A 13,692-nucleotide genomic window follows, 5' to 3' on the forward strand; every position below is an offset into this window, starting at 1 on the left:
CGAACCGACCACAGAATTATGCTGCTGCCGCAGAAAACGGGAGGTGGAGCCTTTCGGCTCCGTAGTGTCACACAGGGGGTTCCTCCCCCATTTGTCTGTGCAGCGGCGGCAGTTCGTCAGTCAGTTTCTCCACGTCGGCCGGTGTTTCGAGTTCGACTTCCGGGAGCGTCCAGACCGGTCTATCGGTCATCCGTTCGAGTTCGTCGGGATTGCTACGCTCGGCGACGGAGGCGGCCGTATAGCGGTTGAGCACGACGCCGAGCACCGGAACGCCGCGCCGCCGGAGCGCCTCGGCGGTGAGTGCAGAATGGTTCAGCGTCCCCAGCCCGGAACGGGCGACGACGAGGGCAGGAACGTCGAGGTCAGCGACGAGGTCGACGATATCCTTCCGCGGGTCGTTCGAGAGCGGCACGCGGAGGCCGCCTGCACCTTCGACAATGCCCATCTCGCTTTCGTCGAGCGCCGCTCGTGTGTCGGCGAGGAGGCTGTCGTAGGAGATCGGCTCGTCGGCACGCCGTGCTGCGACCGCCGGTGCGAGCGGTTCCCCGAACGTCCGGAGCCTTTTCGCTGCGGTCGACTCACCGCACGCCTCGCTGACGAACGCGGCGTCGTCGTCCTCTGGATAGCCGGTCTGTGCTGGCTTGATCGCCCGTGCACCGACGCCACGTTCCCGGACTCGCGCGACCAGCGCGGCGGTGACGACGGTCTTGCCGATGCCCGTGTCGGTGCCGACGACGGCGAGGTGGCCACTCATAGCAATCCGACCTCCTCGCCGGCGGCTTCGAAGGCTGCGAGACAGCGGTCGATGTCCGCGTCGGTGTGGGTCGCCTGCGGCGCAAGGCGGATGCGACTCGTTCCTTCGGGGACGGTCGGCGGGCGGATAGCAGGCGCGATGAGGCCCGCCTCGCGGAGTCGTTCATCGAGTGCGACCGCGTCCGCCCGGTCACCGACGACGATAGGGAGGATGTGGGTATCGCCCCAGACATCGTACCCCATCGTTTCGAGGCCCTCGCGGAGCCGGTCGACGTTCCGCCAGAGGTGGTCGCGTTGTTCGGGGGCGAGGTCGAGTGCGCGTTCGGCGGCCGCGGCAGCCGGCGGCGCAAGCCCCGTCGAGAAGACGAACGAGCGTGCGACGTTGAGCAGGTGTTCGATAAGCACCTCATCGCCCGCAATGAAGCCGCCCTGGGCGCCAAGCGCCTTCGACAGCGTGCCCAACTGCACGTCGACGCGGTGCTCCAGGCCACGCTCACCGACGATACCGCCGTCGTACACGCCAGTCGCGTGGGCTTCGTCGACCATCACCCAGGCTCCGAACTCATCGGCCACGTCACAGATGGCTTCCAGCGGCGCGACGTCGCCATCCATCGAGAACACCGAATCCGTGACGACGAGCCAGGATTCGTCGTGGCTCGCGTTCGTGTCACGATCCGCCATCGCTTCCGCGAGCGCGTCGGCGTCACAGTGGTCGTACACCTCGACATCGCCCCCGGAGAGCTGCGAGCCGTCGACAATGCTCGCATGGTTCAGTTCGTCCGAGAAGATGACGTCCGGGTCGAGCGCGGTGATGGTGCCGACGTTCGCCGCATAGCCGGACGAGAACGCGAGCGCGCGTTCGGTGTTCTTCTCTTCGGCGAGCCGTCGCTCAAGAGAGCGGTGGGCCGGCGTGTCGCCGACAACGAGTCGGGATGCGCCGGCGCCGGTGCCGATGTCGGCGGCCGCGCGTGCCGCTGCCTCGGCGACTCGTTCGTCGCCGGCCAGTCCGAGATAGTTGTTCGCGGCGAACACGAGCTGTTCGTCGCCGAAGGTTGGCTGGTCGTCTTTCGGGTCGGCAGCGACGCGGGCGCGAGCAGCCACGCTATCGACAGGCGCGAGGTCGCGCCGGAGGCCGGCGCGTTCCCGCTCCCGGAGGCGGGCTTCGAGGTCGAAACCGTGGGCGTGCTGCAGCGACATTCAGAAGCCGGGCATGAGGTCGGCCGGGCCGAAGACGCCGTATTCGCCGGCCCGGTTCCGCCGGACGCCGGCCTTCAGGTAGCCGAGCGCCGGCCCGTTGACGTTCGCCTCCATGCTCGTGTTGTCGTCGAGCTGGAACGTGTTGGTGCCGACCTCGCCATCGAACGTCCGGCCGGTGACGCTGACGGTCGTCGTCGTCGGCTTCTCGTCGGAGCGGACGTCGAGGATGCCCCCGACGGTGACGTCTTCGGCATCGCAGATGCCGGCACGCTCCAACAGGACGTCATCGGCGTGTTCCATGTCGTTGAACTCGATTCGACCGTCGTGTTCCTCGATGATGGCCTCGATCTCCGCATCGGAGAGGTCGCGGGCCGTTTCGATGTCGTAGCCGTCGAGATGGGCGATATCCTCGCGGACGGTGCCACGATTGTCCTCGTAGCCCGACTTGAGGCCGACGCCCCACCAGATTTCGACTTCCTCGATTTCGACGAACGACTGGGCGGCCAGCGCCGCGGCGCCGGTCAGAAAGCCGGGCGTTGCGCCGGCGCCGCAGACGAAGGTGATGCCGGAGTCTTCGAGCATCTCGGCGCGGTCATCAAGCATTCCGATGACGCGGGAGCGTTTGAGCACGTCCACGAGGACGCCTTCGTAGTCGGCCTCGGCGAAGCGGTCGGCGACTCGTGGAATGAAGTCGTGCTCAAGGTTCGGCAGGGCGATGAGAACGGCGTCGATGGTGTCGGATTCGGCGATGATGTCGTCGATTGGCGTTTCCGTCGGCTGGGCCTGTGTGGAGGCCGCGACGCCTTTCTGCTGTCCTGATTGTTTTACGGCGACGGCGCCCCCGTCGCTCGCGATGTTGCCTTCCGTCGCCGCGAGCAGTTCGTCCACGTCGAGGCCGTCGTGGTCGACGGCGACGCCGTTGCGGTCACACGCCGCGACAGGCGTGAGGCTGTCCTTCTTCGTCGAATAGTCGAGCGCTCGTCGGCCGATGCCACCAGTTCCGAGAACTGCGAAGTTGATGTCGTCCATTGTGTTGAATCGAGCTCAGTCGTCCAGTTCGGTCGTTGCGTTACTCGTCGCCGTCCCGACAGCGGTGTCGGGGTCGGTGTCGCGGTGCTTCGCTTTCACTGCCTCGGGGTCGAACTCGTTGACCGCGCGGTTCGGCTCCAGGCCGGCCCGCTCCATGATTTCGATGTCGTCGCCGGGGTCTTGCCCCTCGGTCGTGAGATAATCCCCCGTCAGGATGCCGTCGGCGCCGGCCTCGAAGGGGAGGTGCTGTTCGTCCGGCGCGAGATTGACCTCGCGGCCGCCCGTCAGGCGCACCCGAGATTCGGGATGGAGCAGCCGGTAGACGGCGATGGTTTTGAGAACCTCCGGCTTCGAGATGGCTGCGTGGTCGCGGTCACCCATCGGCGTGCCGGCGACGGGGTTGAGGATGTTGATCGGCAGCGAGGAGATGCCGATGCCTTGGAGTTCGATGGCGGCGTCCACGCGGTCAGTCGGGGACTCGCCCATCCCGAGGATGACGCCGGCGCAGAGATCCATGCCGGCATTTTTCGCGCGACGGAGCGTCTTCAGCCGGTCATCGAAGTCGTGGGTGCCCACGACCTCCGGGAAGTAGCGCCGTGAGGTCTCGATGTTGTGATTGTAATGGTTGAGGCCCTCGGACGCGAGTTCGTCGGCCTCTTCCCGGGTCAACAATCCAAGGGATGCGTCGACTTCGATATCGGTTTCGTCGCGAACGAGTCGGATCGCCTCGACGATCTCGTTCCACTCGTCGGGGCGGTGTTCCTTCGAGACGCCTTTCTCGGCGACGACGATGCCGAACCGCTGTGCGCCGTCGGCTTCGGCTCGTTTCGCGGCTTCGAGCACCTTCTCCGGCCCGAGGAAGCCGTAGGTGTCGATGCCGGTGTCGAAGTGGGCCGACTGGGCACAGAAGCCGCAGTCTTCGGCGCAATCGCCCGCCTTCGCATTGACGATACTGCAGGCGTCGACCGTGCCATCGGAGAACTCCCGACGCACGAGGTCGGCGCCCGCCGCCAACGCATCAGCAGGCTGGGCGATGAGCGCCAGCCCATCGGTTCGGTCGAGGGTCTCGCCGTCGAGCACCCGCCGAACCGCGTCGTCTACCGTTTGGTTACCAGTCTCGTAAACCACGCTAGCCAACGCAGTTGACTAAGCAATAAATCTACCGGGCATTCTGAATTTATCGAGCGCAGCAGCTACCGATTACTGGGGCTCGGACGACATCAAAAACGAGAGACGTGATTGTAAACCTAACGCCGATGCGGAGTTTACGAGTAGACGCCGCTCAGGCGTTGGCTTCGATCTTCTTGACGAGCGTTCCCTTGTCCTGGACGCCGACCATGCGGTCTGCGACTTCGCCGTCCGCGAAGAGGTACAGCGTGGGCACACCCTGCACCTGGTACTCGCGGGCGAGGTTCTGGAGCGCGTCGATGTCGACCTTTGCGACCGCTGCGTCGGTCTCGGCAGCGATTTCCTCGACGGTCGGTTCGAGCATCTTACACGGGCCACACCAGTCGGCGTAGAAATCCACGAGCACGAGGTGGCTGTCCTCGAGGATTTCTTCGAGGTGCGCCTCGCTGTCGACGTGGATGGGTTCGCCCGGTGACCCCACGCTTTCGGCCAGTTTCTCTTTTTTCTGTTCGCGGATGTCGTCGATATCTTCTGCGTCGCTCATATCGCTTTGTAGCGCGTGTTCGGGGTTAATTCCTTTGGGGAGTTGTGCCGCCTGTACACGGCGTGTCGATTCGGTGCCGTGAACGCCGGCTTCGGTAGTACCGCCAACAGTTAAGGGGAGCCCACTCCACCGGCCGCTATGGAGATGGAGTCTGTCCCGCAGGAGATCACGTCACTGGTCGGTCGAGAGGTGTACTCGAACAACGGTGTGTTCGTCGGTGAGGTCGAGGACATCCGACTCGACCTCGATCAAGAGGTCGTCACCGGGCTCGCCTTGGGAACGGTCAATCACGACCTCTTCGATTCCCGTATCGAGGACTCGAAAGGCGTCATCATCCCGTATCGGTGGGTTCGAGCGGTAGGCGATATCGTGCTCGTCAACGACATCGTCGAACGGCTTCGCGACCCCGAAACGGAAGAAGCGCCAGCCTAACTCCCGTTCGAACTCTCGCCGCTGCTGCCCTCGACGCCCATCGCCTGGAACAGTTTCGAGCGAACCGCTTGCTCGGTGAGCTGGAGCAGGGTTTCCCGATTGTCGCCCGTTATCTCGAGACCGGTGAAGATGCCGAGCGGAATCTCCGCGGAGGCGTCCGTCGAGTGGCCGACGACCTCGCCGATTTCGCCGAAGGCGTCCTGCAGGACGTTTCCGATGTTCATCCGGATGTCCTTCGACCGTGCCGCGAGGTAGATGGTGTCGTCAGCGATTGCGAACACCGCCGAGGTGGTAATCCCTTCGAGATTGAGGAGGTGTTGGGCGGCCTGCGAGAGAGCGTCCCGGTCGCGGATGAAGCCGGCGTTCGAGACGAGGTGTGACCCCTTGACCTCGCGATTTCGGATGGCTTCTGCGAGCACGTCGAGCGTTTCGGGGCTCATCGACGGCGATTCGACCTGTTCGAGCGTGTCGTGGTCTGCGAAGGGGTACAGGTACGCCGCGGCGGTCAGGTCTGCGGGCGTCGTGTCGCGTTTGAAATCCAGCGTTTCGGCACGGATACCGTACAAAAGCGCCGTTGCGACCTCCTCAGGCAGGCTGATGTCGAACTCCTGGACGTACTTTGTGAGAATCGTCGACGTGGAGGAGACGTTCGGCCTGATGTCGGTGAAGCCAGCGTCGTACTCCACCTCGGGTTCGAAGTGGTCGATGAATATGTCGACGTTCTCCTCGACGACCGGCTCGGTCGATTTCGCACAGTCGACCAACGCGAGATTGTCGTACCCGCTGAGGTCGGCGTCGGCAAGCGGCGTCAGCTCGATGCCGAGCAGATTGACGAACGCTCGGTTCTCCTGGTGGCCAATCTCACCCTCATAGAGGATGTCAGCCTCGATGTCGCGTGCTTCGGCGATAGCCTTGAGTGCGACAGCCGAGGCGATGGAGTCGGGGCCGGGCGAGCGGTGGGCGAGAATCGCAAGCGACTCACCCGTATCGAGCACGTCGGCGAGCTGGGAGGCTTTGTATTCGAGTTCGCCCTGTTCGAGCGCGCGCAGCGCCGAATCCGCGATGACGGCCGAGGGGTTGATGACGACGTCGGCGCCTTTCTGTTTCAGCTCGTCGGCGGTGACGGGGTCGGACGCGCGGACGATGATGAACTTCTCGTTGGCGCGTGCGCGGATGTTTTCGACGGCGGCTTTGTTCGCCTCGACGTCGGGCGAGAGGATGAGGATGACGTCGCGGTCGGCGACGGCTTCCGCGGCCGCCTCGTCTTCGATGTCGGCGGTTCGGGCGTCGAGATCCTGGTCGCGGAGCGCCTCAACGCGGCCCTCGTCGCGGTCGAGAATAAGGACGTCTTTGCCCTCCTCGACGAGTTCTTCGGCGACGGCGTGGCCGACGCTGCCGCACCCGAGAATGGCGTACGTCGACATCGATGCCATCGAGATGGCGCTGCTCATGATAGCCGTGCCGAGGGTCGGGATACACTTAATTGGCCCGTACTGTCCGAACCGTGGGACGACGTGCCCATGCAACCGGGGAACGCAACCTATTTGAGGCAACCACGGTTACGTAAATTCGCAGGGCCGATAGCTCAGCCAGGGAGAGCGTCTGGCTCTTAACCAGACGGTCGGGGGTTCAAATCCCCCTCGGCCCGCTTTTGTGAGGAGCAACCCGAGAAGCGCCGAGCACTGCGAGGCGCTTCTCGATCAACGCGCCGAGCAAAGCGGCCCCGGATTTGAACCCGAGGAGACGCAGCCCGCGCAGCGAAGCGAGCAGGAACGTCTCCGCCCGGTTCAAATCCCCCTCGGCCCGCTTTTTCATGAACTCTGCTCCGAAAATCGCCAGTTAGTGCTGGAGCGTGGGAAAATTTTGTAATTCATTTTATATTTCTGAGAAGCTGACACACGTCTGCAAGCACTGCGGTGGGTTGTTTGCCGCACAGCTACGCTTAGTTATCGGGACTGTAGTTCGGCGCTTCGTCAGTGATGACGACGTCGTGGGCGTGGCTCTCGGTCTGGCCGGCCGAGGAAACGCGGACGAACTCCGAGCGTTCCTTGAACCCCGGAATCGTCTCGGCGCCGACGTACCCCATGCCGGACTGCATCCCGCCGACGAGCTGGTGGAGCTCCGAGGACAGCGGCCCCTTGTAGGGGGTCGCGGCTTCGACGCCCTCGGGGACGAACTCCTCGTCTTCCTCTTCCTCTTTGAGGTAGCGTTCGCCACCGCCGTCGTTCATCGCGCCGACGGAACCCATGCCGCGGTACTGCTTGTAGCGTTTGCCGTTCATCGTGATGATGCGGCCCGGTGCCTCGTCGGTGCCGGCGAAGAACGAGCCGAGCATGACGGCGTCGGCGCCGGCCGCAATGGCCTTGATGGCGTCGCCGGAGTACCGGATTCCACCGTCGGCGATGACGGGCACATCGTGCTGGCTTGCGACGTCCGCGACCTCGGCGACAGCGGTGATCTGCGGCATTCCGGAGCCGGAGACGACGCGGGTCGTACAGATGGAGCCGGGGCCGATACCGACCTTGATGCCGTCGGCGAAGTCGACAATGGCCTCGGCGGCCTCTCGGGTGCCGACGTTGCCGACGACCACATCGGCGTCGACGTCTGCTGTGATTTGGCGAGCGGAATCGATGACGTCGAGGTTGTGCGCGTGCGCACAGTCGATAAAGACGATATCCACGCCGGCTTTATCCGCGGCCTCTGCACGGTCAGCTTCGAAGGGGCCGACAGCGGCGCCGACGACGAGAGAACCGTCTTCGGCGCGAGCCGCGTTGTCGTACTCCCGGCGGGCGAGGACGCCCGCCATCGTGACCAGACCCATCAGGCGGTTGTCCTCGTCGACGATGGGGACGCGCTCGATTTTGTGCTCGTACATGAGTTCGAGCGCATCGCGGGCGGTGACGTCCTCGCGGGCGGTGACGACCTCGTCGGTCATCGCCTCACGAACCTCGTCGTACTCGCCGACTTCGAGGTACGGCCGGATGTCGGTGCCCGAGATGATACCGAGAACGGTGTCGTCCTCGTCGACGACGGGGGCGCCGGAGACGCCCTCCTGTTCCATCATCCGATCAACTTCCCGAACGGTCTGGTCGGAGGAGGCCGTGACGACGTCGCGGATGATGAGTTCGTCGGCGCGTTTGATGTCCTCAATCTGTTCGGCCATCTCTGCGGTGGACATGTTCCGGTGGAGGACACCGAGGCCACCCTGACGGGCCATCTCGATGGCCAGGTCGGCTTCGGTGACGGTGTCCATCGCCGCTGATAGGACGGGGATGTTGAGGGTAACGTTCGTCGACACGCGGGTCGACATGTCGGCATCGTCGGGCTCGACACGGCTCTCCTTGGGACGTAGTAACACGTCGTCGAACGTCAGCGCCTCGGGTACACGGAGTTTCTCTGAGAAGGGCTCGTCGCTCGCCATGTAAACCGTCGTGTTCCCCCGCCCAAAAGCGTTGCGAGAACGTACATAGCACGCCATGTAACTGCATGCCGTGCCCTCCGAGCAACGGGAGACATCAGTGGTGGAATGTGTCGGCTTGGAACCGAATGTGGACGTTCGTCAGCATGGGAACACCGTTCGGGGTGTTTCGTCCATTGATTTGTCTCGCTTGTGGGTGTGCGTCAGCCCCGTGGGGACAACACCCACGCAACACTTATGCTTCAGTCAACTGTTACTTGATGTATGGACTCCGCTAGTCCCATCGCACAGCGTACCGCCGGAGCAACCGCCTTCGACGCCGGCATCAACTTTACATTCGCGATGTGGACAAATAAAGCGGAGAAACTCACCACTGGTCGAACCTCCACCGGGCCGTCGAGAGGGCATCGTGGTGAGCAATACCGACCCTACGGTGAGGGGCATTCAGCCTGACGAATGAGCGCCTCACGACACCCGATCGCCTTACGCCTTGAGCGGCAGGTCGGTGAAGGCACGCGGCTGCTCGCCACCGTCATGGCGCTGCCGCTGCTCGATGGCATCTTCACGGCCCTCATCCTCGCTGGCGCCGTCTCCTCCATCCTCGGGATGGTTGAGGTCGGCCTCCTCATCTTCGGTGGGAGCGCGACCCTCGCGGTCGTTCTCGCCGAGATGGAAGGCACCCGTGCCGATCAGATCAAGAACGTCTTGCTGGTCGGCGCGCTCGTCATCCCGTTTGCGGCCCTCCAGGCAGCCATCGCCCCGACCATCGAATCCGTGCTGGACATGTACGTCTTCGAGCGGTTCGCGGCCTTGGTCATCCTCTCAATCGCGGCGAAAACCGCGAGCGCGACCATCGGGGAGTATCTCCCCAGCCCGAGCGTCATCATCGGGCTCGGGCTGGTCGCGAGCTTCCGGCCGAGCGGGTTCGAGTTCGGCTTCGTCGCCGAGCCGATGTACGTCCTCTACGGGACGGGCGCGGCCGTCGTTGGTGTCGGCTTCGCGCTGTCAGTCGCGGTGTTCGCACCGTGGCTCCGCGGTAACGTCGACATCGACCGCTTCCGCTTCGGGAGCGCGGTCGCCCTCGGTGTCCTCCCGCTGACCATCCTGGGTCTCATCCCCTCGAACGCCCCGCTGGCCCTCGCCGTGCTCGCGGTGACCGGCCTCCTCGCGTTCAACCCCGACGGCGCCGAGACGACTGGCGAGCAGCCGGCGCCCGGCGCGACGCACGCGACGGATGGCGGCGCGGCAGAAGACCCCTTCGAGGACGCAGAAGACGCTATCGAGTCCGTCGACGAGGAAGATGCCGATGACGAACGCGGATCGCCCGGTGTCTCTGACGGCGACAGAGCACCCTGGCTGTAGACCACGTGCTTGGTCGCGGGACGTTCTGCAAAGGCTTAGGGGCCTCCGCCTCCGTCCATCGGTATGGCCGATAACCGCGTCGTCGAAGGGCGGATGGTGACGCCCAAGAAGCTCGCCGAACTCATCGAAGGCGAATCCGTCATGGACGCCGAAGACATCGAAGATGCCGACCGGGAGTGCCCCAACTGTGGTGGTGATGTCATCTCGGTGGGCTACATGCCGAGCGTCACGGAGTTCGTCACCGGCTACAAATGTCAAAATTGTGGCTGGAGCGAGCGAGGATCGGAGTAAGCGCCCCTCTTCTCGACGAAATAAGGCAGTCTGCTGGTGCCAGTGCAAAGCATCGATATAGCCAGTTACGGATTCCAAATCGGGGTAACCGACCCCACTCTACTTCGCTCGGTCTGAGACCTCGCTCGTTGAGGGTGGGGGTTTGATGTGGTTCTCGTCCGCAGTTGACGCGACGGGACGTTTCTTGCGCCCCGCCTACCGAACGTCCGTCGGAGTCGGTGAACCCACCATTCGGGGCCGGGCTACTGCGGCCCGTACTGCGCGGGACTTGTGCCAGCACAGCACTACCTGGCAGTACAGCGGAGTGGAACTTACCGATTGCCCTGTACCATGTCAGGTTCCTCTCCGGCCTACTCGCTTGCTTCACTCGCTCCGTGAGGAGAGGCTCCACCTCGAATTACGCGAAATACGAGAACGCGTGGCTCATGGTTTGGGAAAACGGAGTTCACGGCGCTGCAGACGTGTACATCTCGGCCTTCGTCGATGGGAATCACGCCGAGCTCGTGGGCATCGTCGAGGCCGACGAGTTGCTCCAGGAATCCAACCTGGGTCTATCCCGTACTGGGAGCCTCGCATAATAATTATACCATGCTCGATTTCGGCGGGCTCCCCGAGCCCACTGTCGAAGAAACGGAGCGCCTCGGCTATGAGTAGACTCGTCGACGAGTTCGTGGACAAGCCTCAATCGTTCTTGACTCGGTAGCCCCGAACAGTAGCCGATTTGTCGCACGCAGTTCGTCGTCCTCTCCAACAATTCGGACGGGGCAGTTGAACGATGTTGGAGAGGACTCGACTTCGGACACACACCCCGGTTGGCAAGTGTCTTCGCCGTTCCGAAGGGACGGGGGCCGTTCTCCCTACACGTCCAACCGGATCAAGCCGTATGTGGTGGCGAGAAACGTTGAGCGGGTATTCCGTGCCGTTGGTGTCGGTGCTGGTACTGAGGTTGTCACGGCTGGCTCTCTACCGCGGAAGTATAAGAAATTTTATATATTATAAGCACAAACAACTCAACGAGTGCTACAGCGAGACGAGTTGTCGACAACGAGTGTCGAGGCACGAGTTCGTGCCAACGAGGAGCTATCCTCCGGGCATCCCTCCCCCACTCTTTCGCACCGGGTACACTTGCCAACCGGGGTGGGGGTGTCCCTCGACATGGGGAGGCTGGGCCACGAGAGTCGGTATGTACGAATATACACTCGACTCAGTTGACACACTTGTCATGTGGTTTTATGTGCCCCCCACCCGACGCTGTTTTCTATGGGGGCCTTCTCGGAATTTGACGTAGAAGTGTTTGCGAACGAGGACGCGTTGCGTGACGATTACGTGCCTGATGAGTTGATAGCTCGTGAGGACGAACGCGAGGATTATATCAGCGCACTCAGGCCTGTCGCGCGCGGCTCCCAACCTCGGAACATCTTCGTCTACGGCGATACTGGCGTCGGGAAGACGCTCTCGACGATGATGATACTCGACGAGCTCCAGGATGATCTCAAGGACTCGGACGATGTCGATCTCGAAATCGTCTGGATCAACTGCAAAAACAAGTCGTCGTACCAGGTGACTGTCGATCTCGTTAACGAGTTCCGCCCAGTTGACAAACAACTCAGCGAGTCTGGACACAGCCACAACGTCATTCTCAGCCAGCTGTGGGACGAGCTCAACGACAGAGATGCTACGCACGTCCTCATCGTCCTCGACGAAGTAGACTCCCTTGGCACTGACGACAGCCTGCTCTATCAGCTCCCGCGCGCCCGTTCGGAGGGCAACGTCACCGAGACGGCAGCCGGTCTGATTGGAATCTCGAACAACTTTGCCTTCCGTGACAATCTCTCTGCCCGAGTCCAGTCGACGCTGGCAGAGCACGAGATTCATTTCCCGCCCTATGATGCGTCGCAACTGCGCACCATCCTCGAGCAACGTGCTGACAAGGCCTTCGTCGATGGGGCACTCGAAGACGGTGTCATCGATCTCGTCGCTGCACTAGCAGCCCAGGAGACGGGCTCGGCCCGACAGGCACTCGACGTCATCTACAAGGCCGGCGAGCTCGCGAACAAGCGAGGCGACGAGACGATCGGAGAGGAACACGTCCGGGACGCGTTCGAGCGAGTGGAGCGTGGCATCATCGAAGACGAACTCGAACAGTTGCCTCACCAGAGTCACGTCGTCCTGGGCGCGATCCTCGCCCTCCAAGAGGCTGGGCGCGAACCCGTCCGTCGGAAGGAGATCTACGAGGTGTACACACGACTGGCGGAGCTCCTCGACACGGAACCGAAGGCGTCCCGTACGATTCATCGCCGGTTGGGAGATCTCGCATTGAAAGGATTCATCCAAATGACAGAACGGAATGAGGGCTCCCGAGGGGGGAACCGCTACGTCTACGAACTCGAGATGCGGAGCGAGATCGTCCAGGACGTGCTCCGAGAGAAGACGAGATTCGGGGACGCACTCGGCGACAACGAATTCGCCGACTACGTCTAACGAACGTTTGACGTTCTGACACGGCTGTTTCACTTGCCAACAGGGGTGTACTTGCTGATCGGCGTTAAGTTAATCTCGAACGCCTCGCCGAGCTCGTCACACCTGAATCGTGAGTACCTGGTTGCCACGTTAAAATCAGCTCGGCAAATCCTTTCCAACATTGGAACCCTTCTGTCGCAAACTGTTGGAGAGGAATATCACATAGTTCAAAACTGTCGGGTTTAGCCAGCGAGGCTCGGGGTTTTTGCCAATCGGCACAGAGTTCTGAATCTGTAATGGCATTGCAGACTGTCCCTGAGCCGACTCGAGAAGGCGACACACAGAGGCCTTATCAGGTGACAACGAGATCCAGAAGCCAGATTCGTTCCACATTCTGGGCCCCGACGATTTGCCGATTGGCGTCAGCGGTGTCACGGAGTTCGTCACCGGCTACAAATGCCAGGACTGCGGCTGGAGCGAAACGGATCGCTAATCCGGCAGCAACTGCCCCCAGACGATCTTCTCGACTAACTCGACGGTGAGCGGTTCCGCGACCCGAATTTGACACGAGAGCCGGGGGATCCCCACCGTTCGGCGGCCGCGTCGTGCCACTGCTCCTGATTCGGATCCGACGCATCCATTCGTACTCCACAGGTGCTGCCGAATCCTCGCCCGCCGCAGTTCGCCACGCGCGAGATGCTTCCGTAGACGTCGAACCCGTGTTCCAGCAGCGCATCGCGGAGCACCCGACCCTCCGCAACCTCGATGGTCTGTTCGCCATCGTCGGCGATGACGGTGACTGGGACGGCGTCGTCCATACGCGTGCTTGGGCGGCCCCCATCATAGCGACCGTGGGAATCGAAACCCCTTTAGGGAAAACGGAGATACTGGAAAGCGAGGGGACGTGGCCAAGCCAGGCATGGCGGCTGACTCCAGAGGCCACGCGCCCGGTGACGATACTCCAGACTGATATACCGAGCGGACGACTGATCATCGCTCCGCGTTGACGACCCTCTGGAGAACCGAGGCGTATACCGGAGATATCAGTAGATCGGGGGTTCAAATCCCTCCGTCCCCA

At 62.7% G+C, this 13,692-nt stretch carries 13 protein-coding genes, 2 tRNA genes and 1 pseudogene; 8 read left to right on the plus strand and 8 right to left on the minus strand.

The annotated features are described in order from the left end of the window. Positions 1-67: 67 nt before the first annotated feature. The 5 genes from bioD to trxA form a co-directional block, all read right to left on the minus strand. Complete coding sequence (gene bioD, locus ACI8UR_RS10965; protein ID WP_415087870.1) at positions 68-754, minus strand: dethiobiotin synthase; 687 nt, start codon at positions 752-754, stop codon at positions 68-70. Continuing rightward, a complete protein-coding gene (locus tag ACI8UR_RS10970; protein ID WP_411716229.1) occupies positions 751-1,950 on the minus strand; it encodes an aminotransferase class I/II-fold pyridoxal phosphate-dependent enzyme in 1,200 nt (399 codons plus the stop codon). Before ACI8UR_RS10970 ends, bioD begins: the two co-directional genes overlap by 4 nt. Then, complete coding sequence (locus ACI8UR_RS10975; protein WP_411716228.1) at positions 1,951-2,979, minus strand: transcriptional regulator; 1,029 nt, start codon at positions 2,977-2,979, stop codon at positions 1,951-1,953. 15 nt (positions 2,980-2,994) lie between these two features. After that, the gene (gene bioB, locus ACI8UR_RS10980; protein WP_411716227.1) at positions 2,995-4,107 is read right to left on the minus strand and encodes a biotin synthase BioB; all 1,113 of its coding nucleotides are present in this window, start codon (positions 4,105-4,107) and stop codon (positions 2,995-2,997) included. Between the two features lie 154 nt (positions 4,108-4,261). Beyond that, positions 4,262-4,651, minus strand: a complete 390-nt coding sequence (gene trxA / locus ACI8UR_RS10985; RefSeq protein WP_411716226.1) for a thioredoxin — start codon at positions 4,649-4,651, stop codon at positions 4,262-4,264. Between the two features lie 144 nt (positions 4,652-4,795). Between trxA and ACI8UR_RS10990 the strand changes: the two genes are divergently transcribed. Further along, on the plus strand, positions 4,796-5,083 hold the full coding sequence (locus ACI8UR_RS10990; RefSeq protein WP_411716231.1) for a PRC-barrel domain-containing protein: 288 nt from the start codon (positions 4,796-4,798) through the stop codon (positions 5,081-5,083). Here ACI8UR_RS10990 and ACI8UR_RS10995 read toward each other — a convergent pair. Beyond that, positions 5,080-6,534: a DHH family phosphoesterase gene (locus ACI8UR_RS10995; RefSeq protein ID WP_415087871.1), complete on the minus strand. Its 1,455-nt coding sequence runs from the start codon at positions 6,532-6,534 to the stop codon at positions 5,080-5,082. The genes ACI8UR_RS10990 and ACI8UR_RS10995 overlap by 4 nt on opposite strands. Before the next feature lie 123 nt (positions 6,535-6,657). On the opposite strand from ACI8UR_RS10995, the gene ACI8UR_RS11000 reads away from it, so the two are divergent. Next, a tRNA-Lys gene (locus tag ACI8UR_RS11000) sits at positions 6,658-6,731 on the plus strand. Positions 6,732-7,025: 294 nt separating this feature from the next. Here ACI8UR_RS11000 and guaB read toward each other — a convergent pair. Then, positions 7,026-8,504: an IMP dehydrogenase gene (guaB, locus tag ACI8UR_RS11005; protein WP_411716335.1), complete on the minus strand. Its 1,479-nt coding sequence runs from the start codon at positions 8,502-8,504 to the stop codon at positions 7,026-7,028. Between the two features lie 453 nt (positions 8,505-8,957). Here guaB and ACI8UR_RS11010 point away from each other — a divergent pair, with 453 nt between their 5' ends. The 5 genes from ACI8UR_RS11010 (at position 8,958) to ACI8UR_RS11030 (ending at position 13,107) form a co-directional block, all read left to right on the plus strand. Further along, positions 8,958-9,863 (plus strand): DUF5794 domain-containing protein, encoded by a 906-nt coding sequence (locus ACI8UR_RS11010; protein ID WP_411714447.1) that lies wholly within the window; start codon positions 8,958-8,960, stop codon positions 9,861-9,863. A 63-nt stretch (positions 9,864-9,926) separates the two neighbouring features. Further along, complete coding sequence (locus ACI8UR_RS11015) at positions 9,927-10,154, plus strand: DUF5795 family protein (RefSeq protein WP_411714448.1); 228 nt, start codon at positions 9,927-9,929, stop codon at positions 10,152-10,154. A 425-nt stretch (positions 10,155-10,579) separates the two neighbouring features. Beyond that, a complete protein-coding gene (locus ACI8UR_RS11020; RefSeq protein ID WP_411714449.1) occupies positions 10,580-10,732 on the plus strand; it encodes a hypothetical protein in 153 nt (50 codons plus the stop codon). A gap of 682 nt (positions 10,733-11,414) precedes the next feature. After that, entirely contained in the window at positions 11,415-12,635 is a 1,221-nt protein-coding gene (locus tag ACI8UR_RS11025) for a Cdc6/Cdc18 family protein (protein WP_411714450.1), read from the plus strand. 388 nt (positions 12,636-13,023) lie between these two features. After that, positions 13,024-13,107, plus strand: a complete 84-nt coding sequence (locus ACI8UR_RS11030; protein ID WP_411714464.1) for a DUF5795 family protein — start codon at positions 13,024-13,026, stop codon at positions 13,105-13,107. On the opposite strand, the pseudogene ACI8UR_RS11035 reads toward ACI8UR_RS11030, so the two are convergent. Then, positions 13,104-13,432: pseudogene (locus tag ACI8UR_RS11035) on the minus strand (2Fe-2S iron-sulfur cluster-binding protein). The gene ACI8UR_RS11030 and the pseudogene ACI8UR_RS11035 overlap by 4 nt on opposite strands. Before the next feature lie 80 nt (positions 13,433-13,512). Between ACI8UR_RS11035 and ACI8UR_RS11040 the strand changes: the two are divergent. Further along, positions 13,513-13,692: transfer RNA gene (locus ACI8UR_RS11040), tRNA-Trp, on the plus strand.

Origin of the sequence: Natronomonas sp. (assembly GCF_047616845.1) — an archaeon.
Taxonomy (GTDB): Archaea; Halobacteriota; Halobacteria; order Halobacteriales; family Haloarculaceae; genus Natronomonas.

What these genes read in the sequence shown, in the direction of transcription:
- ACI8UR_RS11010 (WP_411714447.1), top strand. Translation starts at nt 8,958, where the DNA reads ATGAGCGCCTCACGACACCCGATCGCCTTACGCCTTGAGCGGCAGGTC.
- ACI8UR_RS10995 (WP_415087871.1), bottom strand. Translation starts at nt 6,534, where the DNA reads ATGAGCAGCGCCATCTCGATGGCATCGATGTCGACGTACGCCATTCTC.
- ACI8UR_RS11025 (WP_411714450.1), top strand. Translation starts at nt 11,415, where the DNA reads ATGGGGGCCTTCTCGGAATTTGACGTAGAAGTGTTTGCGAACGAGGAC.
- ACI8UR_RS11020 (WP_411714449.1), top strand. Translation starts at nt 10,580, where the DNA reads ATGGTTTGGGAAAACGGAGTTCACGGCGCTGCAGACGTGTACATCTCG.
- bioD (WP_415087870.1), bottom strand. Translation starts at nt 754, where the DNA reads ATGAGTGGCCACCTCGCCGTCGTCGGCACCGACACGGGCATCGGCAAG.
- ACI8UR_RS10990 (WP_411716231.1), top strand. Translation starts at nt 4,796, where the DNA reads ATGGAGTCTGTCCCGCAGGAGATCACGTCACTGGTCGGTCGAGAGGTG.
- ACI8UR_RS10970 (WP_411716229.1), bottom strand. Translation starts at nt 1,950, where the DNA reads ATGTCGCTGCAGCACGCCCACGGTTTCGACCTCGAAGCCCGCCTCCGG.
- ACI8UR_RS11015 (WP_411714448.1), top strand. Translation starts at nt 9,927, where the DNA reads ATGGCCGATAACCGCGTCGTCGAAGGGCGGATGGTGACGCCCAAGAAG.
- ACI8UR_RS10975 (WP_411716228.1), bottom strand. Translation starts at nt 2,979, where the DNA reads ATGGACGACATCAACTTCGCAGTTCTCGGAACTGGTGGCATCGGCCGA.
- trxA (WP_411716226.1), bottom strand. Translation starts at nt 4,651, where the DNA reads ATGAGCGACGCAGAAGATATCGACGACATCCGCGAACAGAAAAAAGAG.
- guaB (WP_411716335.1), bottom strand. Translation starts at nt 8,504, where the DNA reads ATGGCGAGCGACGAGCCCTTCTCAGAGAAACTCCGTGTACCCGAGGCG.